Annotated in this window: 22 protein-coding genes; 12 read left to right on the top strand and 10 right to left on the bottom strand. The window is 36.1% G+C overall.

All coding sequences use genetic code 11. The annotated features are described in order from the left end of the window. Positions 1–154: 154 nt before the first annotated feature. The gene (lepB, locus tag MHH64_RS16070) at positions 155–679 is read right to left on the bottom strand and encodes a signal peptidase I (RefSeq protein WP_095308412.1); all 525 of its coding nucleotides are present in this window, start codon (positions 677–679) and stop codon (positions 155–157) included. Positions 680–950: 271 nt separating this feature from the next. Here lepB and MHH64_RS16065 point away from each other — a divergent pair, with 271 nt between their 5' ends. Next, a complete protein-coding gene (locus tag MHH64_RS16065; RefSeq protein ID WP_095308413.1) occupies positions 951–1127 on the top strand; it encodes an aspartyl-phosphate phosphatase Spo0E family protein in 177 nt (58 codons plus the stop codon). Between the two features lie 38 nt (positions 1128–1165). On the opposite strand, the gene MHH64_RS16060 is transcribed toward MHH64_RS16065, so the two are convergent. Beyond that, entirely contained in the window at positions 1166–2329 is a 1164-nt protein-coding gene (locus MHH64_RS16060; RefSeq protein ID WP_118888991.1) for an aminotransferase A, read from the bottom strand. A gap of 150 nt (positions 2330–2479) precedes the next feature. On the opposite strand from MHH64_RS16060, the gene MHH64_RS16055 reads away from it, so the two are divergent. Then, positions 2480–2641 (top strand): FbpB family small basic protein, encoded by a 162-nt coding sequence (locus MHH64_RS16055; protein WP_095308415.1) that lies wholly within the window; start codon positions 2480–2482, stop codon positions 2639–2641. A 329-nt stretch (positions 2642–2970) separates the two neighbouring features. On the opposite strand, the gene MHH64_RS16050 is transcribed toward MHH64_RS16055, so the two are convergent. Further along, positions 2971–3882, bottom strand: a complete 912-nt coding sequence (locus MHH64_RS16050; protein ID WP_118888990.1) for an EamA family transporter — start codon at positions 3880–3882, stop codon at positions 2971–2973. 130 nt (positions 3883–4012) lie between these two features. Here MHH64_RS16050 and MHH64_RS16045 point away from each other — a divergent pair, with 130 nt between their 5' ends. Further along, positions 4013–4336: a hypothetical protein gene (locus MHH64_RS16045; protein ID WP_095308418.1), complete on the top strand. Its 324-nt coding sequence runs from the start codon at positions 4013–4015 to the stop codon at positions 4334–4336. Between the two features lie 176 nt (positions 4337–4512). Here the strand turns inward: MHH64_RS16045 and MHH64_RS16040 are convergent, their stop codons facing one another. The 4 genes from MHH64_RS16040 to MHH64_RS16025 form a co-directional block, all read right to left on the bottom strand. Further along, positions 4513–4713: a hypothetical protein gene (locus tag MHH64_RS16040; RefSeq protein WP_095308419.1), complete on the bottom strand. Its 201-nt coding sequence runs from the start codon at positions 4711–4713 to the stop codon at positions 4513–4515. A 67-nt stretch (positions 4714–4780) separates the two neighbouring features. Continuing rightward, positions 4781–5254 (bottom strand): YkyB family protein, encoded by a 474-nt coding sequence (locus MHH64_RS16035; RefSeq protein ID WP_095308420.1) that lies wholly within the window; start codon positions 5252–5254, stop codon positions 4781–4783. Positions 5255–5449: 195 nt separating this feature from the next. Beyond that, a complete protein-coding gene (locus MHH64_RS16030; RefSeq protein ID WP_095308422.1) occupies positions 5450–6019 on the bottom strand; it encodes an SCO family protein in 570 nt (189 codons plus the stop codon). Between the two features lie 293 nt (positions 6020–6312). Beyond that, positions 6313–7170 carry a metallophosphoesterase gene (locus MHH64_RS16025; RefSeq protein ID WP_095308423.1) on the bottom strand — a complete coding sequence of 286 codons (858 nt, stop codon included), beginning with the start codon at positions 7168–7170 and terminating at the stop codon, positions 6313–6315. A 1326-nt stretch (positions 7171–8496) separates the two neighbouring features. Between MHH64_RS16025 and cbpB the strand changes: the two genes are divergently transcribed. From cbpB to MHH64_RS15985, 8 genes are all read left to right on the top strand, one after another. Further along, complete coding sequence (gene cbpB, locus MHH64_RS16020) at positions 8497–8946, top strand: cyclic-di-AMP-binding protein CbpB (RefSeq protein WP_095308425.1); 450 nt, start codon at positions 8497–8499, stop codon at positions 8944–8946. A gap of 129 nt (positions 8947–9075) precedes the next feature. Continuing rightward, on the top strand, positions 9076–9792 hold the full coding sequence (dapD, locus tag MHH64_RS16015) for a 2,3,4,5-tetrahydropyridine-2,6-dicarboxylate N-acetyltransferase (RefSeq protein WP_340002013.1): 717 nt from the start codon (positions 9076–9078) through the stop codon (positions 9790–9792). Between the two features lie 13 nt (positions 9793–9805). Then, entirely contained in the window at positions 9806–10927 is a 1122-nt protein-coding gene (locus MHH64_RS16010; RefSeq protein WP_340002012.1) for an N-acetyldiaminopimelate deacetylase, read from the top strand. A gap of 66 nt (positions 10928–10993) precedes the next feature. Beyond that, positions 10994–11236 (top strand): YkuS family protein, encoded by a 243-nt coding sequence (locus MHH64_RS16005; protein WP_118888986.1) that lies wholly within the window; start codon positions 10994–10996, stop codon positions 11234–11236. 326 nt (positions 11237–11562) lie between these two features. Next, positions 11563–12009 (top strand): TlpA disulfide reductase family protein, encoded by a 447-nt coding sequence (locus MHH64_RS16000; protein ID WP_095308428.1) that lies wholly within the window; start codon positions 11563–11565, stop codon positions 12007–12009. 248 nt (positions 12010–12257) lie between these two features. Next, a complete protein-coding gene (locus tag MHH64_RS15995; protein ID WP_118888984.1) occupies positions 12258–14006 on the top strand; it encodes an ABC transporter ATP-binding protein in 1749 nt (582 codons plus the stop codon). A gap of 16 nt (positions 14007–14022) precedes the next feature. Beyond that, entirely contained in the window at positions 14023–15849 is a 1827-nt protein-coding gene (locus MHH64_RS15990; RefSeq protein ID WP_118888983.1) for an ABC transporter ATP-binding protein, read from the top strand. Between the two features lie 93 nt (positions 15850–15942). Further along, positions 15943–16608, top strand: coding sequence for a TrkA family potassium uptake protein (locus MHH64_RS15985; RefSeq protein WP_095308432.1), 666 nt, complete (start codon positions 15943–15945; stop codon positions 16606–16608). 195 nt (positions 16609–16803) lie between these two features. On the opposite strand, the gene rnjA is transcribed toward MHH64_RS15985, so the two are convergent. The 3 genes from rnjA to def form a co-directional block, all read right to left on the bottom strand. Next, entirely contained in the window at positions 16804–18471 is a 1668-nt protein-coding gene (gene rnjA / locus MHH64_RS15980) for a ribonuclease J1 (protein WP_118888982.1), read from the bottom strand. Between the two features lie 3 nt (positions 18472–18474). Then, on the bottom strand, positions 18475–18684 hold the full coding sequence (locus tag MHH64_RS15975) for a DNA-directed RNA polymerase subunit epsilon (RefSeq protein WP_095308434.1): 210 nt from the start codon (positions 18682–18684) through the stop codon (positions 18475–18477). A 632-nt stretch (positions 18685–19316) separates the two neighbouring features. Then, complete coding sequence (def, locus tag MHH64_RS15970; protein ID WP_095308451.1) at positions 19317–19868, bottom strand: peptide deformylase; 552 nt, start codon at positions 19866–19868, stop codon at positions 19317–19319. A 438-nt stretch (positions 19869–20306) separates the two neighbouring features. Here def and MHH64_RS15965 point away from each other — a divergent pair, with 438 nt between their 5' ends. Further along, positions 20307–20969, top strand: a complete 663-nt coding sequence (locus MHH64_RS15965) for a YkyA family protein (protein WP_303448231.1) — start codon at positions 20307–20309, stop codon at positions 20967–20969. The last annotated feature ends 64 nt before the right edge of the window (positions 20970–21033 follow it).

Raw genomic sequence — 21033 nt, 5'->3', positions numbered from 1 at the left:
TGAAAGGGGTGCCACATCGATGGAAATTTTATTTGGTGTAGTTTGTTTTGGAATTCTCGCGCTTAACATAGGATACTGTTTGCTGGATAATGAAAAGTAATAGGAAAAGGGGCAGCGAAGAGCCGCCCCTTTAAAAAAGGATACGTATGATTTTTTATTTCGTTAATGCCCATTCACTGAATGGATATATAATTAATTCGGATCTCCCAATTATTTCCTCAGCTTGAATAAATCCGAGCCCATTTCGACTATCCTTACTAATTGCCCGATTATCACCCATAACAAAATAGCTGTTCTGTGGGATGGTAAGTGGTCCGATATTTCCGGTTTTATAAAGTGCATCATCCGTTAAAAAGGTTTGGACATATTTCTTACCGTCGATAATAAGATCGCTTCCGTTTATTTCAATGGTCTCACCAGGCAACCCAATAATTCTTTTTACATAATTTTTAGTCGGCCTTTGAATGATGACAACATCTCCGCGGTCTGGTTCACCTAAAATATAAATTATCTTATTAAAAATTACTCTTTCTCCATCTTCTAAGGTTGGATCCATACTTTCCCCCTCTACAATAGAGGTCGCAAAGATAAAGGTTCTAAGGAAAAGAGCGATTAAAATGGCTATAATGATAGCTTTCGTCCATTCGAGCCATTCGTTTTTCTTTTTGACTTCCGACATAGAAGTCACCCCTCCTGTACAAGTTTCAATATTAATAGTACCACAGACATAGGAAGTAATCGAACTTTAACTTATGTAAGGGTTTTACTGTACAAAGAAATAATCGGAGTTTTGTTCTAATTATTTGGTAATTTTGATTATAAATAGTATACTAAATTATAATAAGAACGTTTGTTTTGTTTTCGGGAGAGGAAAATTTTTTGGGTTGTTATCTTATTGCTGAAAATGATTGAAAATTAGATTTAGTTAAGAATGGAGAATGTTATTTTAAATGGAATCTACTGAAAATATTCTTAGTCGTATTGAATTTTTGCGTAAAAAAATGACTGATGTAGCTTTAAAAAAGGGATTTACGGATAATGAATCTGTCTACATCAGTCAAGAACTTGATCGGTTATTAAACCTTTATGAAAAAGTAAAACAAGAAACAACATCAACGAAAAGCTAATATCTATGTGCGTGGATATTTTATATAGCTTTTGCTATTTACAGTAACTGCTCGTGTTGTAAAAAGGATTCAATTCGGTTCAGTCCTTCTGTTAAGGTATCCAGATTATAAGCATATGATAATCGCATGTATCCTTCTCCCAATGAAGAGAAACTATCGCCGGGAACTAAAGCCACTTTCCCTTTTTGGACGAGAGCGATTCCGAGTTCAAACGAACTCATTTCTTTAATTGGGAATTTAGGGAAAAAGTAAAAGGCTCCATCGGGATTGCCTACGGTTAAACCCATTCGATTTAAACGTTCATATACATAGTCTCTTCTTTTTTTATATGCTTCCCGCATGAACTGAACACTGTTGGAATTACGTGTTAGAGCTTCTAATGCTGCGTACTGACTAATAGATGAGGCACATGAAACATTATATTGATGAACTTTTAAGATATGTTCACTTATCCAGGCAGGAGCTAAAACGTAGCCGATACGAAAACCTGTCATGGAATGTGATTTGGATAAACCATTAATAACGATTGTTTTATTTTTTACTGATGGAAAACTTGCAATCGAAATATGCTCTCTATCAAAAAGTAATTCACTGTATATCTCATCTGCAAGAATAAAGATGTCTTTATCCTTTAATGCATCGGTTAAGTCTCGTAATTCTGCTTTTGTAAAAGATGCCCCTGTAGGGTTTGAGGGATATGGCAGGACAACGCATTTAGTTTTTGGTGTAATCTTTTCGGCTAATGCTTGTTTGGTTAGTTTAAAATTAGAACCAGTTGTATCGACAAATACAGCTTTGGCTCCTGCCAGTGTAATTAATGGTTCGTAACCGGGATAGATTGGTCCAGGTAAAATGACTTCATCTCCCGGAGAAAGAATCGTGCGAAATGTAATATCAATTGCTTGTGAAGCACCGGTAGTTACAATAATCTCTGAAGCTGGATTATAACTGATTCCATAATTTGTTTCATTGAATGAAGCGATAGCCTTTCTTAATTCGATAATACCAGCATTATGTGTATACGTCGTTTTATTTTGGAATATTGCATCTGATGCTGCTGTTTTTACATAATCTGGTGTGTGGAAGTCGGGTTGACCAATTGTGAGTTGGACTACATCCTTTTCGTCGGCAACCATTTGAAAAAATCGTCGGATACCTGATATTTGGATATTTTTAACATTACTATTGATTAAAGATTGCATGGAAATTACCGCCTTTTCTTGTAAAATAATATAATATGACAAAATTTTGAAGAAGTGTGACAATTTTTTAATAAAATGTTCAAATAATTTCGATTTATAACGATTAATTTGAGGTATAATATAGTTAGAACATTATAAGGAGTGTAACAGATGAGACCTAGAGCATTAAATTTTGAACAACTAGTTAAGCAAAATAAGCAAGATCTATTAAATGACGAAGAGAGAATTACACAAATAGAGATGCGTTTAGAGAAAAGGCAAGAAGCAAATGTAAAAGCTCTCCGAAATAAGGATCTTGAAATGAATCGTTAAGGAGTTACATAGAGCAGGATGTGAAAACATTCCTGCTTTTGTGTATATATGAGGATGTTCAAAAAAGTCCGAGAAAAATGACACGGCGAGAGCAGAAGACATTCAACTAAGACCGACATGTATAAAATGTCAAAGTCACCACAATCTGTGTAAACTCGTTGTTTTGTTTTTCCATTCATCACATGTTAAAGGATGCAATGAACTTTTGTAAAAACGTCTATATCATGTAGAAGCCCGGTACTCAAAACTTCTTGAATTTTTGGTTCCTTTTATCCTCTTTTTTGAAAAGGTACTATATGATATTTTGAATAAAATTATTTCACTAACCGTTAAAGGATAGATTTGCTCTTTTGTTTATAGACTCGTTTGTTTCTCCCGTAGAGCTGGACGATCAGCACAGCTCCAATAATACAGCCCATACCTAGCATTTGTACAAATGTAAAGGTCTCTAGAAAAATAAATATACCAATTAGTGTTGCTACAACTGGTTCGATAGTTGATAAGATAGAAGCTTTTGAGGCTTCTGTATACTGTAAGCCATACGTATAGAGTATGTATGCCAATGCAGTTGGCAAAATGCCGAGCCCTATTGCATAGAATAAAGCTGTTGCATCGAGCAGCAATGAGAACTTTTCCTGATATGGAAAAAAGGGTAGAAGTGTCACTGCAGCAACAATAAATGTAAATGACGTTACTTGTAAACTGGAATACTTTTGTAAGGAATATTTGCTGAAAATACTGTATAGTGCATATCCCAAACCAGAACCAAGACCAAATAATATACTTGCGAAGTCAAGGTTATTCAAATTTCCTGGTGATAAGCCAACCACTAAACACGTTCCCAATAAAGTCATAAAAAGGGCAATAAATTTGATGCGTGTGAAAGGCTCTTTAAATAAGAAAAAGGAAATAATTGTTACAAAAGTTGGTCCAGTATATAACAGTGCTGTAGCTATCGGTATAGTAGACAATTCAATGGCAGTAAACATACAGTAATTAAAAAATATTATACTGCATACTCCAGTCCCGATGAAATATTTAACGTCGCTATAATGCTTTAACTTCAGATTGCTCGGTGAAAGGCTAAGCATGTATATAATTAATATAATAGCTGAAGACCATACTCGTAAAGTAACAACTTCCATTGGAGTGAAACCAAAAGCGTAAAGATGTTTCACAAACCAGCCAATTGTTCCCCAGAGTGCAGCACCCAAAATAATAAATAATATAGGTTTATTCAATCCATATTCCCTCCTTGTTCTCATCGTATTTATCTTAGAGTATAGCAAAAGAATGAAACGAATATAGTATATGAAATAAAAACATTGGAAAGAATGGTTAAATAAACAGTTTCGGAGGGATGGGAGCGGATTGAAGCACATTGAACTAATGTCATTTATCCATATTGGTAATGTTGGTTTTGATGCGAATTATGTTTATTTATTTTGTGGCCTTGTAAGTATACTGATTCTATATTTTTGTGTGAAATCACTTATTATATGGGTAGTTCAAATGAAATTTGATAGACTTCTTATCTACACTATCAGTAGCTTATTTATCATAGCTATCGTTTCTGGAATAGACTTAATAGTCGGGAATGAGATGGATGTGGCAAAAATTGCACTTCAAAGCATATCCTTATTTGGATTCCTCTTATCAATCGCGATATTGATTAAGCATTTTATCATAAATTAACATAGATAAGTTTAAATCCAACTAAATAGAAAAAGGTGAACAAAAGTACAAGCGGTCTGATTGATGATATATCAATTTGAACGTGGCTGTTTGGTAGACGGTACGTAGAGAAACACCCTATATAATTTCCATAAAAAAAGCACATGCAGTTTAGACTGCAATGTGCTTTAACCATTTTATTCTCGTAATCGATGGATTGCTTCCAGCCACTCATATACGGGCTGGAAATATTCGTTAGGTGCTTTTAACCTTGGTGGGGCTACATTCATTACTAACTCTTTCTCTGTTTCGGAGAGCTTCTCAAACGCGTCCTTCAAGGTGTGTGTTTGATCCGCGTAGCGTTGCAATTCATAAACAAAATTTTGAAGCTCTTGCATGGTAAACTCCTCCTTTGATTGTGTGATACCCTTAAGTCAATAAGGAATAAACATACAGAAGTTGGAGTTACGAATTACGACGTGAACTAGTTGGAGGCCATTCCATTTTTCCTAGTGCGGAAGGAGTATAGTAGGATGAAGTGTAACGTTTTTGCCTATGCTGCTCTTTCTTTTCCGGTTTCCAGTCAATAAATCGGTAGACAATCCGTTTCGCTTGAGATAATGACATCTTTGATTGGGGGTTCCGATAGTTTTGGTCAAGGGAACCAAGATGTTTTAGCTGTTTGAAGTCTTCCTTTGATGGAGGTACATGGAAAAAATAATCATCTACTTTCACAAGTAATGTTGAATGTTGATTACTGCGCTTTGGATGATCTGAAAAATGTAGACCTATTTTTTCAGCTCTATTTTCGTCCAATAATTTATTGATTGTTGCTTTTTTAATTTGATATAAATGCTTTGGTTCAGGTGCTGTTTTTGCATGGCGATTAATAGTGAAAAGCGCTTGAGCCAAGTCTTGCAGTGGTATGTCCTGCTTCATTATTTTTCTCCTTTCCATCGTTCAATCCTAAACCTATCGTACCCCAAAGCTTGTCCGGTGGCAAATAAATATTATTTTTTATCTTTGGGTGAGATGCATTATTCACTTAGCTGCATAGCCAACAATTTCCTGTGGGAAAATTAAAAAAAGAAGAGTGGCAGGTCTACTTCCGCTCTTCAGATTTTGAAACGTAAACTATTGAACTTTCTTTAAATCATTAACAATTAAATCTATTTCATTTGATTCTGTACCGCTATAGTATTTGATTACTTCGCCTTCAGGACTTACAAGGAAAAATCGGGTTCCGTGATATACTTGATCAGATCCTTCAGGGGGAGCTTCTACAAGGTTTCGAAAAGAATTGACAGAAAGTTCTTTGATTGTATTGAAATCATATCCAGTAAGAAAGTACCAATTAGTGAAATCCGCATCATAGCTCTTACCATATGCCTTCAGCACATCAGGTGAATCAAAATCAGGATCAACGCTAAACGACACAAGCTTCGCATCAATTCCTTCATCTTCAAGTTTTGTTTGTAATGCAGCCATGTTTGCGGTCATTGGCAGGCATACTGTTGTGCAATTTGTAAAAATGAAATCAGCAATCCACCATTCACCTTTTAGATTCTCAAGGCTTAATGTTTCATTGTCTTGGGTTGTAAACTCAAAGTCTGTAACCATTTCGGAGATGTTTGAATCGATTGCATATCCTCCGCAAGCTGATAAAAGGATACTAAGTCCTAAAAGTATAAATAAATGCTTCATTAGAATCTCCTTTCCAAATCTAATCTATAATTGAAAGACCTTTTTTAAGATAACCCTTGCAATATTTAAAGTAAGTATAACATTGCCTGTTAAATTCGCTGCACATTCCGATGAATTCTTTATGACAATTTCAGGCATTATGGAATGTCACTCACACATCCATGGATGACGAAAAGAAGTACGTAAAGATGGGGGGCATTCCATAAAATTCTACTTCTGCTCAAAAACCAGGCGGTCATACCACTATATATTCAGCAGGGATATTAGGAACTTTCTTGAATGAAGTTCTTAGATTATATGTGCTGATTTTGAAGTGTGTAAACATGCAATTCCGGCTTGCAAAGGAAGCGATATGGTAATCTTGTTGTTCCAATTCCACTGTTTACGAATAGTTTAAATTTATCGTCGTTTAAGTAATATTTACCTTGAACATATTTTTCTGCAAGCAAGGGTGTATATAAATCTCCAATAAACGGAAATCGCACCTGACCACCGTGACTATGGCCAGAGAGTTGGACATCAATAGGGAATTCGGCTGCAGTATCCGCGTAATCAGGTTCATGTGCAAGCAGTAGAGTGAAAAGGTTGGGATTTGCTTCATTTAAAGCTTCAGTTAAATCGGGATTTCCGAGCATGACATCATCGACACCTGCAAGCGTGAAATGGGAGTTATCCTTTGTAATAATAGCATGAGAGTTTTGGAGTAAATTGAAACCTGATTGTTCCATCACTTCATAAACAATATCCGTCCCGTAGCCGCCATGATCATGATTTCCATATATCCAATACTTGCCGTAGGTTGCTTGCATCGATAAAAGAATGTTGTTTAGCTCTTGTCCCCAATGATAATTATTAGGTTCGTCAACTAGGTCACCAGTAAAAACAATCAAATCGGGGTTTAGTGCATTTATTTTCCTCGCAAGTTCTTTAAGCTGATTTAATGAGTAATGAAATCCAATATGTGTATCCGAAAACTGAATTACTTTGAAATTATTAAAAATGGGATCTATTTTAGGGGAAGAAATGGTTTCTTCGGTAACTTTTAATAAGTGTGTTTCAATTTCTTTAGAATAATAGTAGGTGCCACCGCTAAGACCAATGAAAGTAAGCAAGCTTCCAATGGATCTTTTAATAAAAGTACGTCGATTCATCTTTGTCATACCTTTCTTGAATCATTAAACAGATGGTAAAATTATAGCACGAATGTATGGTAGTATAAATATAAAAGAATCTTTAGTACTATTATCGTTTCAATTCGACTAATTGACATTATTCAGCCATTTACTTATAATTAATTTGTATGGAATTTTCTAAAAATGAAAGACGCATCAACTGTTTTTGGGTTAATGCGTTTAACTATTAGCTTATTTTTCCTCAAAACTTGGCGGATGCTTTCCGGATATATCATGAGCATAAAATTTAATTGAATTGTTAATTGTACCGAAACGGCTACGACCACGAAGCGCTAAAGCGGCAGCGAGACTTCCTTCAACTCATGACAATCTGAAGAAGACTTGCCGGCTGGCTAAAACTCATAAATACATCAATTCCATGGGTAATTGCATTTACAATTTCTTCATTTTTACTGAATTTGTGTATTTTCATTAGCTACCCCTTTATTGTTAGGCATATATATAGTAGTAAACATCCGTTATTCCGTTATTTATTACACAGTCAAACATAGGAATCACAGCTATTGTGGAAATGAGAACCTTTCCCTTCAATCTGGATCGTACTGTGATTAATATTAAATTGTGTTTTAATTTTCTCATTAGCGGTTTGTAATATTTGATCACGATCAACGGTCTTATTGACAATAAGATGGCAGCTCATGGATGGAAATTCAGATGCAATGGACCAAACGTGGATATCATGAACATCTCCAACCCCGTCTAATTCCATTAAATTATTTTTAATGATTCAACATCAATACTAGCTGGTTTACCTTCCGATAAAATATGCAAAGACTGTCACGTCACCCAAAATACGGAAACTACAATTAAATAGCTGCGAGAACACTTGCAATCGGTTCTGCAATATTCCATCCACCATCCAAATAGTATAATCAGTAACCCAGCAGTAAGTGCTCCAACGGATCCGAGTAAATCACCAAGTACGTGAAGCAAAGCACTGCGAATATTTAAGTTTCCTTTGATTCACCACGCATCAGTAGCCAAGCGACAAAAATGTTAACGCTCGCTCAACCCGATAAATGCAACAATCATTATGCTTCCGCTCATGTGATGGTATTCCGAAATATTATACCTCCAATGTTGTATGTACTCGACTAACCTCGTTGTATATGAACATATGTTCATGTTGTGAAATAAGTGCACAATTTTTGCAACTAAACTTGTTATAAGATGTATCCAAATTTTAGTTATGTTAATATAGATGTGGTGGCAAGTCCGAAATTACAGGCATTCGAAATGAAGTTACAAATAAATAGTATAGATTTATAAAGGGGCGTATGTTTTATGAGTATTATTCAAGATAAGGAATTTGCTAATATCTCGGTGGATGAATTACTAATTCCATCAGAGAAAGTTGCCCATGTACAATTAAATAATCCGTTAGAGCATGCATTGTTAGTATTGGTGAAATCTGGTTATTCTGCTGTTCCAGTGCTTGATGCATCGTATAAATTTGTTGGAATCATTGGAAAAACAGTTATCTTAAATCAAATATTAGGCATGGAACGATTTGAAATTGAAAAGCTTAGCGAAATGCGTGTTAAAGAAGTGATGAGTAGTGATATACCAACTCTTACAAGGGAACATACACTCTTAGACGGATTAAATGCAGTTATTGATCACGCCTTTGTCTGCTTAGTGGACCAAGACGGTTATTTCGATGGTATTTTAACGAGAAGAGCTATTTTAAAACAGCTGAAAAAAGATATCTATACGAGCTCGTATAAAAAATAAACCTTTTCCCAGCACCTCAAAAGTTAGTTTCTATATCTAACTTTTGAGGTTTTTTTGTCTAAAATTATTGCGATGAGAAAACCACTCTGTTAAAGTATAAAATAGCTTTTTATCAGGAGGAGAAAAAACATGAACATGATGGATGCAAATGAAATAATCAGTTTTATCTCAAATAGTAAGAAAAGTACACCAGTTAAGGTTTACATCAAAGGAAATTTAAGTGACCTCGATATGGATGATTCAATTCAAGCATTTTTAGAGAATCAAACTGGAGTTTTATTCGGGGAATGGAGCAGCATTCAGATGTTCTTGGAACAGAATAAATCCTCAATTACAGATTATGTCATTGAAAATGATCGCAGAAATTCAGCGATTCCATTATTAGATCTTAAAGGAATTAATGCGCGTATTGAACCGGGTGCAATTATACGTGACCAAGTTGATATTGGTGACGGTGTGGTTATTATGATGGGAGCTTCCATTAATATAGGAGCTGTTATTGGTGAGGGCACAATGATTGATATGAACGCTGTACTTGGTGGACGAGCTACTGTAGGCAAAAACTGTCATATCGGTGCTGGGACAGTACTTGCTGGAGTTATTGAACCCCCTTCAGCTAAACCAGTTATTGTGGAAGATGATGTTGTAATAGGAGCAAATGTTGTCGTATTAGAAGGAGTTACAATTGGAAAGGGTGCTATCGTAGCTGCTGGAGCAATTGTAACAAAGGATGTTGCTCCATATACACTAGTCGGTGGTACTCCCGCTAAAGTATTAAAAGAAATTGATGAGCAAACGAAATCAAAAACAGAAATTAAACAGGAGCTTCGTAAACTAGATAATTAAGTAGGCGATGGTAATGAATTTACAGGAATTGCAAGAGATCAGAAGAGATCTGCATCGAATTCCAGAATTAGGTTTTCAAGAATTTAAAACACAGCAATATATATTGAAAGAAATCGAAGCAATGCACAATGAACGAGTTTTCGTTAAGACTTGGAAAACTGGAATACTTGTTAAAATAGCTGGTAATGCACCAAAGAAGATGATTGGTTTCCGTTGTGATATGGATGGTCTGCCAATTGCGGAGTCCACAGAGTTAGCATTCCAATCAACGCACACGGGAAAAATGCATGCTTGTGGTCACGATTTTCATATGACAATTGCACTTGGTGCAATGAAGCGCATTATCGATCAAAAAATCGACGACGATGTAGTGTTTATTTTTCAGCCGGCAGAGGAGGGGCCAGGAGGAGCGTTGCCAATGCTTCAATCTGTTGAGTTCCAGCAATGGAAGCCAGATGTTATCTTTGCATTACATATTGCTCCAGACCTTCCAGTTGGAACAGTGTCAACAAAATCCGGACTTCTTTTTGCTAATACAAGTGAATTGTTTATAGATTTTAAAGGCCTTGGTGGACATGCTGCATATCCACATCTGGCAAAAGACATGACAGTAGCTGCTAGCAATTTTGTAATCCAAATACAGCAAATTATTTCACGAAGATTAGATCCCCTGGATCCTGCGGTTATTACGGTTGGGAAAATGGAAAGTGGCTTTGTTCAGAATGCGGTGGCGGAAACAGCGAGACTTGAAGGAACAATTCGAACATTAAATCCAAAATCACTTCTTATTATTAAGGAAAAGCTTGAAAAACTGAAACGAGGATTTGAAATTAGTTATGATTGTGAAATAACAATTGATTATGGAGCAAACTATTATCAAGTCTATAATGAAAAGAAGTATGTCGATGAATTTTATGAAACGATGAAACGAATTGGTATAACGTATCACGAGGCTACTGAAGCGATGACTGGCGAGGATTTTGGAGATATGTTAAAAGTGATTCCAGGTTTTATGTTCTGGCTTGGGGTTAACTCTCCATATGGACTGCATCATGCAAAACTTAGCCCTGACGAAGCTGCATTAGAAGTTGGAGTGAAGGCAGTTGTACATACGGTTCAAACTCTCTCGAATTAATTGGTATATTGTTTACAACTTTGTAGATACTACAATTGTAAATGGATGCTTTAGGAGGGATTACGTATGGCAAGAATTGCTGTAGAAGAGAACTTAACCGATATTAAAACGGCATTAATGGAAATGGGACATGAAATTATTGACCTACGTACAGAAAGAGATGCGGCACATTGTGATTGCTGTGTAATTTCTGGTCAGGACAAAGATGTCATGGGTATGCAAACGACAAGTATAGCTGGACCAGTCATTAACGCGCAAGGTCAGACTTCTGAAGATGTTTGTCAAGCGGTCAATGAAAAGTTGAGCTAATAAATAAACGACTAATGATGTGAGTAATTAAGTGCGACAATCAACTATCATCTGGAAGGTGATAGTTGGTTGTCGCTTTTTTATGTGAATGGCACAGTCGATTTATACTTATCATATATAAATTAAAGAGCTATAAAAAAGATTTTCAAACATATTTGTGCTTTTTCGGAAAGTCTGAAACTTTCCTGTTTGCACAGTACAATTAAGGCATCCGTATAGGAGGTTTGTACGCTGAATTATGAAAATTTCTAAGGAAGCAAAGAACACTTGCATAAGAAAGTCCTTTAACGTATGTCGATTTTTCTAAATTTAAGGAGGTTTCTCGATTGAGATTAAGAGATCATATGCCTGAATTAGGGGAGAGTATGTGGATTAATAGTAGTGGTGTAAGGAGGGAGGACATAATTGGTGAGATACCAACACTGATATATTTTTGGTCGATAAGCTGCGGATCTTGTAAAAAATCGATCCCTTCCATAAATCAAATCCGTGATGAGTTAAAAGGGAAGTTAAACGTAATAAGTGTCCATACACCACTTTCAGAGTCCGATAATGACCTTTCAAAAATAAGAGCAGCAGTAGTGGAGAAGAATATTACAGATCCAGTGCTTGTGGATATGGATGAACGTCTATCAGATTCGTTTAATTTTCGTTATGTTCCTGCTTATTATGTGTTTGATAAAGCTGGAATGCTTCGGCACGCACAATCTGGATCGGGAGGAATTGCACTACTGCGCAGAAGGTTGGAAAGAGTGTTAAAGGAGAATAGCTGATTCAGAGAAAAGTACACCTTGACAATTGCTCTGGTGTGCTTTTTCTTTTGGTGAAAAAAGTGAAATACTTCTATTGTAATAAGTGCAACTAAGACATTCACTTAAAAGCTTTTCGAACGGTACGTTTTCTTGGAATAGAAAGCATAATAAAAATTTTAAAAATATTTAACAAAAAATGTAGCAATTTATTTCGGAAACCGTTATATTAGTAAATACGGTAAAACAACTTAGAGGGGAGTGGAAATATTATGGAGACATTTAAAAAACTGAAACGCTTTTATTGGCCATACAAGAAATACTTTTTCTGGTCTTTATTCTTTTTAATTTTTGTAACAGCTATCACTGTTGTTTATCCAATAATTTTGCAAATTACGATCGATGAAGTGGTTAGACAATCAAGATATGAATTAATACCAGTGATTGGCATTTCTTTTCTTGGCTTAATGATAGTAAAAGGGGTTTCTATATTTTTCTTTCAGTACTTAGGAGACCTTTTCGGAATGACATCGGTTTATAAACTAAGAGAAGCTTTATATGATAAGCTTCAACGATTAGCATTTAAATATTATGACAATGCTAAAACAGGTGACATTATGTCGAGATTAACGGCTGATGTGGAAGGATTTCGCTTCTTTCTTTCTGTGGGATTTGCAGAGCTTATTCGTGTTGTGTTGCTTATTCTGATTAGTTTGGGCATTATGTTCTATTACTCTGTTCCACTCGCACTCGTCACGATGGCTGCTATTCCTTTTCTTGCTATCGTTGTATTTAAGTTTGATAAACGGGTACATCCGGCATTTCGAGAAATCAGAAAATCCTTTGGCAGGCTTAACACCCGTGTGCAGGAAAACATTAGTGGAATGAATACAGTTAAATCCTTATCAAGAGAGGACTTTGAGATTGGAAGGTTTTCAACAAATAATGATAACTATCGGCAAAACTATTTGAAAACCTCTTCGCTTTGGGCAAAGTATTTTCCCTTTATGGAATTCATCGGTAATGTTTGTGTCGTAGCATTATTGGCGTACGGTGGATATCTGGTGATGCAAGGAAGTTTAATGTTGGGTGAGCTCGTTGCGTTTTTTAGTTTAGTATGGTATATTCTCGGACCATTAATGAATCTAGGTTTTATCGTGAATCAGTTTTCACAGGCGAAAGCTTCCGGTGAAAGGCTTATTGAGATCCTGGATGCAAATGAAGATATTGTTGAAAAAGAAAATGCGGTTGTTGAGCCACTCAAAGGTCATGTTACGTTTCATGACGTTACATTAAATTACATTGAAGGTGATGATGCTGCCCTTTCTCATATCAGCTTCGATGCACCGCCTGGAAAGGTAATTGGACTAATTGGTGCAACTGGGTCCGGTAAAACAAGTATAACACAGCTTATTACTCGTTTTTATGAGCCGCAGCATGGTGAGGTATTAGTTGATGGAAGACCTGTAGCAGACTATAAATTGAAAAACCTCAGGAAACATATTGGTTTCGTATTACAAGAACCGTTTTTATTCTCTACCTCGATTCGCGAAAATATTGCATATGGAAATCCAGATGTAACAGGGGAGCAAATCATAGATGCTGCTAAACGTGCGCAGGCACATGATTTTATAATGGAAATGCCAGATGGCTATGAAACAATGCTTGGTGAACGAGGCATGGGGTTATCTGGTGGGCAAAAACAACGGATTGCAATTGCCAGAGCGATTTGTATCAATCCAAGTATTCTAGTTTTAGATGATGCCACATCCGCAGTAGATATGGAAACAGAATTTAAAATTCAGCAAGCATTGAGAGAGGTAATGAAAGGGCGAACAACGTTTATTATTGCTCACCGCATTTCTTCTTTAAAATATGCAGATGAAATTATAGTGTTGGAAGATGGTAAAGTTGTGGAGCGTGGTACACATGAATTTCTTGTGAAGAATCATGGTCCATATGAACGTATTTATAATATCCAATATCAGGACAGGGAAGAGATCATGAATGCTGTTCATTAACAGGGGGTGACGTTTTATGGGAAACACTCAAACAAAGAGAGAAAGCCGGCACTTAAAACGGTTTTATTATACCGTCGATCAGACAATTGAAAAACCATTTAACTGGCAGCAGATGGGAAGGTTACTGCAATTTTTAAAACCATATGCGAAAACCTACCTTCCCGCAGCAATCATCGCAATGCTTATTTCAACGATAATTAGGCTTGCGATACCTATTCTGATTGGGAAAGTAGCTATTGACATCGCACTTGAAGAAAATAATGTGTCTTTACTAATCCAGCTTGTTGTTGGTATAGCTATCATGTACTTGATTAGTTATGTAGCGAATACGCTGCGGATTAAATGGGTGAATATTCTTGGTCAAAATGTGATTTACGATCTAAGACACACATTATTTTCGCATGTACAGCGATTATCACATCGATTTTTTGATAGCCGATCAGCTGGATCTATTCTGGTTCGAATATTGAATGATATTAATTCCTTGCAAGAGTTGTTTACGAATGGAATTATCAATTTATTAATGGATGCTTTTATGTTGGTTGGAATCATTGTAATACTATTTGTACTAAGTCCTCCACTTGCATTTGCAGTAATTATTGTTATTCCATTAATGTTTTTTATCTCAACGAGGCTGCGAAGAAAGATTCGTCGTTCGTGGCAAGAAGTACGTCAGCATCAATCACGTATGAATTCGCATTTAAATGAAGGGCTACAAGGAATGCGAATTACACAATCCTTCTCTCAGGAAAAAGAAAATGCAGAATTTTTTGATGGGGTAAATAAAGGCTATTTCAACAGTTTTAAAGATGCGGCGAAAAAAAGTGCAATGTTTCGACCGCTAGTAGAGATCTGTGATGCTATCGGAACGATTATATTAATCGCGTTTGGATCATATTTAATTTTGAGTGAGGTTATCGAGATTGGTACATTCGTTTCTTTCGCATTTTTCCTTGGAATGTTCTGGGAGCCTATTTCAAGGCTTGGTCAAATGTATAACCAGTTATTAATGGCGATGGCATCATCCGAGCGTATTTTTGAATTCTTAGATGAACAGCCCAACGTAGAAGAGAAACAAGATGCCTACGCCTTAAAAAAGATGAAAGGTCAAATTGAATTTGACCGTGTTGGTTTTTCTTATAATGAAGAACGGATAGCCTTGCATGAAATTTCACTTGAGATGAAGGCGGGGCAAACAGTTGCGCTGGTCGGCCATACAGGAAGCGGAAAATCAACAATAGCAAATTTGATTAGTCGATTTTATGATCCGACAACAGGTGCTGTTAAAGTTGATGGACATGATTTAAGAGAAGTAAAGCTAGATAGTTTAAGGCAGAAGATTAGTGTTGTATTACAGGATACTTTTATTTTTTCTGGAACGATTATGGAAAATATTCGCTTTGGGCGTCCAGCGGCATCGGATGAGGAGGTCATAGAAGCTGCAAAAGTTGTCGGTGCTGATGATTTTATACAGCGGCTCGCATATGGCTACCAAACAGAGGTAGAAGAGCGCGGGAATATTCTTTCTGCAGGTGAAAGGCAGCTACTTTCCTTTGCGAGGGCATTACTGGCTGACCCAACTATTATTATTCTTGATGAAGCAACAGCTAGTATTGACACTGAATCCGAAGTGAAAATTCAACAAGCATTACGAAAGCTGCTAAAAGGAAGAACTTCGATAATTATTGCTCATCGCTTATCAACGATTCGAGAGGCAGACAATATTTTTGTATTGGAGCAAGGTCGAATATTAGAGCAGGGGAGCCACCAGGAATTAATGGATAAACAGGGAAAGTATTTTGAACTTGTGAAGTCACAATTTACCATGCTTGATGCTATATAAAACAGATTTAGGAGCAACTTTCAACATGAAAGTTGCTCCTAAACTTTTGCAGGCGTATATTAGATACAGAGAATTATTTTTGGAGGGTTAGAAATGGTAAAGGACTATGCTGTTATAGGGCTTGGTAGATTTGGTGGTAGTATTTGTCGGGAACTCTCTAAAGAGGGGAAGCAAGTTCTGGCAATTGATAACGATGAAAACCGAGTTAATGAATATAAAAAGATTGCATATCATTCGGTTATTGCAGATACAACAGACGAAGATACGTTAAAGGATATTGGGATTCAAAACTTTGATCACGTTATAGTAGCGATTGGAGAGAACATTCAAGCGAGTATTTTGACCGCTGTTATTCTTGTTGACCTTGGAATAAAGAAAATAACTGTGAAAGCTAAAAATGATTATCACGAAAAGATCTTAGATAAAATTGGTGTGCATCATATTGTGCATCCTGAGCGTGATATGGGGCGGAAAATTGCGCACAGTATTATTTCACATAACATATTGGATTACCTTGAATTATCAGATGAACATAGTATTGTAGAGGTGAAGGCTGGAGAAAAAATGATTGGTAAATCCTTGATTGATCTAGATGTTCGGGCGAAATATGGCTGCAATATTGTAGCTATTAAACAAGGCAGATCAATTAATGTTTCGCCAAGTGCGGAAGATGCATTACAGGAAAATGATGTTTTAATCGTGATTGGGGCCGATGAAGATATTTCGAGGTTTGAAAGGAATCTTGTTATCGATGATTAAAAAAGACATGGAAGAAAATTCTTCCATGTCTTTTTAGAGGTTGTTCAAAAGTCCGGTGAAAATGACACATCGAATTTCTTCGTTGGCTTGCTTTTCTGTTCCTCACGTATTAAATCCATACGTTCCGGTACTCAAAGCTACGCCGCCTCGAACTTCTCGGTCCTTTTCATCCTCCTTTTGAACACGTACTTATACTTAAACTTCCATGATAATAGGTAAAATCATAGGTCGACGTTTTGTTTTTTCATAAAGGAATGGAGCAATTGTATCTGTAATCTCATTTTTAATTTCAGACCATTGCGTTGTTCTTCTTTCCATCACTTTATTTAAATGAGAAGATACAAGCTTTTGTGCTTCGTTAATCAAGTCTTCGGATTCTCTCATGTATACAAAGCCCCGAGAAATAATATCCGGACCTGAAGCGATTTTAAATTCTTTCATGTTGATACTTACGACTACTATTACGAGTCCTTCTTCAGAAAGAATTCTACGGTCTCGTAACACAATATTGCCAATATCACCAATACCACTACCATCAACATAAATCGAACCAGAAGGGATCTTGCCGGATATGGAAGCCTGGTCTTTACTCAGTGCAAGAACATCCCCATTATCCATAATAAATGAATGATCAGGTTCTACGCCACAAGATTCGGCTAGTTTGATATGTTCTTTTAGCATACGGTATTCCCCGTGAATCGGCATAAAGAATTTTGGTTTAATCAAGCGAAGCATTAATTTTTGCTCTTCTTGACTCCCATGACCAGATGTATGAATATTGCTTAGTTTACCGTGAATAACATCTGCACCGGCACGATACAATTTATTAATTGTTTTGCTAACACTAACGGTATTGCCAGGGATTGGTGAGGAAGAAAATACAACCGTGTCACCAGGTATAATTTGGATTTGTCTATGTGTACCATTAGCGATTCGAGATAGAGCTGCCATCGATTCGCCTTGAGAGCCTGTACAAAGAATCGTTACTTCATTTGCTGGGAATCGGTTAATTTGATTTCCTTCAATAAATGTCTCTTTAGGCGCTTGGATGTACCCTAACTCTAAACCGATGTTGATGGCGGACTCCATACTACGTCCAAACACAGCTACTTTACGGTTGTGCCTGACAGCTGCTTCTACTACTTGCTGTAAACGATAAATATTCGATGCAAATGTAGCGAATATCAGTCTTCCATCAACACGGCTGAAGATATCGTGAATGCTTTGACCAACAACTCGTTCTGACATTGTAAATCCTGGAACTTCACTATTTGTGCTATCGGATAAAAGGCAGAGTACACCTTCCTTGCCGATTTCAGCCATTTTTGTAAGATTAGCTGGTTCACCAACAGGAGTAAAGTCGAATTTGAAGTCACCAGTATGAACAATATTTCCTGGTGGGGTTTTTACGACAATTCCATATGAATCAGGGATACTGTGTGTTGTACGGAAAAAACTGACGGAAGTTTTACGGAATTTAATAACATCATCTTCTTGTATTGTAATTAATTTAGCACTTCTTAATAAGCCGTGCTCATCCAATTTATTGCGAATTAATCCGATTGCTAGTGGTCCTGCATAAATAGGCACATTTACTTCACGCAAGAGAAAAGGAATTCCACCAATATGGTCTTCGTGACCGTGAGTTACGAATAAACCTTTTATTTTATCCTGATTTTGTACGATGTACGTATAGTCAGGGATAACATAGTCGATTCCTAATAATTCATCCTCTGGGAATTTAATCCCAGCATCGATAAGAATGATTTCATCCTGGAATTGGACAGCGTACGTGTTTTTTCCGATTTCACCTAGTCCACCTAAGGCAAAAACGGCTGTTTGATCATTTTTGACAAATTTCATAACTTACACGTTCTCCAACTGAAGTTTTCCAGTTTCTTTCTCGTAATTTAGATGTGCCTCATCTAGTTCTTGGATATATTCGATGTTATATTTCCGATCTTTTAATTTCTTTCTTACCTCTCTAATTGAATCCGCTTCAACGTAGGTGCTTTCTGTGCGTTCGCGAACAGGAACTTCACTAGGATCCTTTTGATATAAAACTTTAAAAATCATTTCATCTCTCCTAACATATTTCTATATTTTTTTGTTCAACTAATAGGAGCTATGCCTGTAATAGGCGATAACCCATTTTAAATTGGATGTTATTACCTTTCCGTAAAAACTTTCGCCTGGCATGTTTCCGTCGCAATACCAGTTTATCGTTAAATATCATTCGTTGGTGTGATTGGTTGCATCCTTGGTAGTCTTATTTAAAAGTCGTAGGTACACGTCCTTCTTTGCCTAAAAAGTCTCTCCACCGTTTCTTCAGCTTATCTTTTAGGCGCTTTAGCATGAGGACACACGTCTCCTTTCAGATATCTAGAAAAAGCAACAAAACATTCTACCGTCCAATCCTCTTATATACAGTATAGTACGAAATGAGGAAGATTTAAATAAAAATACATCATTTTTAAAAAAATAATCAAAAAGTCTAGCAAGTTTTAGTTGTAATTTTATCTTTTACATGGAATGAAATCTTATACATTTTGGTAAAGTACTTCATCTGCAGCAAAGCGTAAGTGCCCGGTTGAAGGTGAGTGGAGAGTAAGGTCTGGAGCTGAACGGGTCATGCTGTTTAATAGCTATCCACAGCAATCATCCCGGTGTAAGAAAAAAGGTGTCCATAAAAACAGACACCTTGCTAATTATTCGATTGCGGTGGAATTATCAGGTATTGAGAATGGATTATTTGGATTGATACGATCGTAAAACATAATTCCATTAAGATGGTCGATTTCATGTTGAAATACGACAGCAGGGTATCCTTTTAATCGTAGCTTTATTGGTTTTCCGTCCATGTCGGTTGCTTTCACTGTGATTCTTGCATGTCTTGGAACATAACCTTCAACAGCCCGATCCACCGAAAGGCAGCCTTCTCCACCAGCTAAATAGGATTGTTCAACGGAATGACTGATGATTTTGGGGTTTACTAAACCGTAGCTATATAATTTTCCGTTAAAATCTTCAAAATGAATGGCAATGAGTTTTTTTTCGATACCAAGTTGAGGAGCAGCAAGCCCAACTCCAGCTCTTAAATCGTATTTTTTCGCGATTTCCTCGTCTTGACTATTCTTTAAAAACTGCAACATATCTTTTAATAGTTGTTTTTCATCATCATTAATCGGCATGTCCACTTCAGCAGCAATTTTTTTTAGAGAGGGGTGACCTTCACGGACAATATCTTTCATTGTTAGCATAATCAATTCATTACTCCTTACTGGTTATATTTTATGTAATAGAGGGTATAAAAATATTGATCCTCTTTTTTAATCCAATACCATACCATTGTATTATACTAACATAACTTCAATGAATAAATCATAATTTTAAATTTATATCTGATCAAGTTAGTACGTATTAGAAAATTGGACGAGGTTGTAATCCGGCATCACATTAAATTATATGTTGCAAAAGGTTCGAGACGTCGTAGCCCCTTGTACCGGCTTGCTCAGGATGTGTTCGGTGTTCGACATAGGACGTGCCGGTACATAGTCGAAGATCTCATGCTCTCGAATCGTCATTGTTACCGGAATTTTTGAACAATCTCTTAAAAAAGTCACCACTGTATGTAAGATTAGATTATGTTATACTTTAAAAATACTTAATGATAACTAGAAAACATAGGAGGAAGAAACGTGCATTTTAAGAAATTATTATTACTGATCTTATCAATTAGCTTGATGGTGTTGTTCACTGCATGTAACAGTCAATCAACTGAGGAGCAGATACATAATCATCTTGAAGAAGCAGTTACACTTGAAGAAGAATTTGAAAAACAACAAAGTGAAATTACGGACTTAGAATTAAAAGAACAAGAAATTTATAATCAAATTATTGATTTAGGTATGGATGACTTCGAAACAATTAAGGAATTATCAAATCAAGCATTAGAAATAATTGAGCAACGAAAAGAAAAAATAGGACTAGAGAAAGATAGTATTGTAAGTTCAAAAGAAGAATTCAATGAGATTGAAGCGTTGCTTGATGACATTGAAAATCAAGAGCTAAAAGATATTACAGAGTCAATGTATGAAGTAATGAATAATCGTTATTCCGCTTATGAAGATCTTAATGGTGCTTACACGGAATCTTTAAAATTAGAACAAGAGCTATATGAGTTACTTCAGCAAGAAGATCTTGAGCAAGATAGATTAACAGATCAAATTAATTCAATTAATGAAAGCTATGAACAAGTGCTTCATTCCAATGAAGCATTTAATAACTACACAGTTGAATACAATGAATTTAAGAAAGAATTTTATGAAACGGCAGATATAGCAGTTTCATTTGAGGAATAAAATTTAAAAACAGACCTATAAACAAGCAGTTTGGGTCTGTTTTTTCATGCAAATTTTATGCTTA

The sequence above is a fragment of the Oceanobacillus sp. FSL K6-0127 genome (genome assembly GCF_037983385.1).
GTDB lineage: Bacteria > Bacillota > Bacilli > Bacillales > Amphibacillaceae > Oceanobacillus > Oceanobacillus profundus.
This window is presented reverse-complemented; position numbering and strand designations above follow the sequence as displayed.

Excerpts from the sequence above, each read along its gene's own strand:
- MHH64_RS16010 (WP_340002012.1), top strand. The coding sequence starts at position 9,806 with ATGAATTTACAGGAATTGCAAGAGATCAGAAGAGATCTGCATCGAATT.
- MHH64_RS16055 (WP_095308415.1), top strand. The coding sequence starts at position 2,480 with ATGAGACCTAGAGCATTAAATTTTGAACAACTAGTTAAGCAAAATAAG.
- MHH64_RS16035 (WP_095308420.1), bottom strand. The coding sequence starts at position 5,254 with ATGAAGCAGGACATACCACTGCAAGACTTGGCTCAAGCGCTTTTCACT.
- MHH64_RS15990 (WP_118888983.1), top strand. The coding sequence starts at position 14,023 with ATGGGAAACACTCAAACAAAGAGAGAAAGCCGGCACTTAAAACGGTTT.
- MHH64_RS16040 (WP_095308419.1), bottom strand. The coding sequence starts at position 4,713 with ATGCAAGAGCTTCAAAATTTTGTTTATGAATTGCAACGCTACGCGGAT.
- MHH64_RS16060 (WP_118888991.1), bottom strand. The coding sequence starts at position 2,329 with ATGCAATCTTTAATCAATAGTAATGTTAAAAATATCCAAATATCAGGT.
- MHH64_RS15995 (WP_118888984.1), top strand. The coding sequence starts at position 12,258 with ATGGAGACATTTAAAAAACTGAAACGCTTTTATTGGCCATACAAGAAA.
- MHH64_RS16065 (WP_095308413.1), top strand. The coding sequence starts at position 951 with ATGGAATCTACTGAAAATATTCTTAGTCGTATTGAATTTTTGCGTAAA.
- def (WP_095308451.1), bottom strand. The coding sequence starts at position 19,868 with ATGCTAACAATGAAAGATATTGTCCGTGAAGGTCACCCCTCTCTAAAA.
- dapD (WP_340002013.1), top strand. The coding sequence starts at position 9,076 with ATGAACATGATGGATGCAAATGAAATAATCAGTTTTATCTCAAATAGT.
- MHH64_RS15985 (WP_095308432.1), top strand. The coding sequence starts at position 15,943 with ATGGTAAAGGACTATGCTGTTATAGGGCTTGGTAGATTTGGTGGTAGT.
- MHH64_RS15975 (WP_095308434.1), bottom strand. The coding sequence starts at position 18,684 with ATGATTTTTAAAGTTTTATATCAAAAGGATCCTAGTGAAGTTCCTGTT.
- MHH64_RS16030 (WP_095308422.1), bottom strand. The coding sequence starts at position 6,019 with ATGAAGCATTTATTTATACTTTTAGGACTTAGTATCCTTTTATCAGCT.
- MHH64_RS16025 (WP_095308423.1), bottom strand. The coding sequence starts at position 7,170 with ATGAATCGACGTACTTTTATTAAAAGATCCATTGGAAGCTTGCTTACT.
- rnjA (WP_118888982.1), bottom strand. The coding sequence starts at position 18,471 with ATGAAATTTGTCAAAAATGATCAAACAGCCGTTTTTGCCTTAGGTGGA.
- lepB (WP_095308412.1), bottom strand. The coding sequence starts at position 679 with ATGTCGGAAGTCAAAAAGAAAAACGAATGGCTCGAATGGACGAAAGCT.
- cbpB (WP_095308425.1), top strand. The coding sequence starts at position 8,497 with ATGAGTATTATTCAAGATAAGGAATTTGCTAATATCTCGGTGGATGAA.
- MHH64_RS16005 (WP_118888986.1), top strand. The coding sequence starts at position 10,994 with ATGGCAAGAATTGCTGTAGAAGAGAACTTAACCGATATTAAAACGGCA.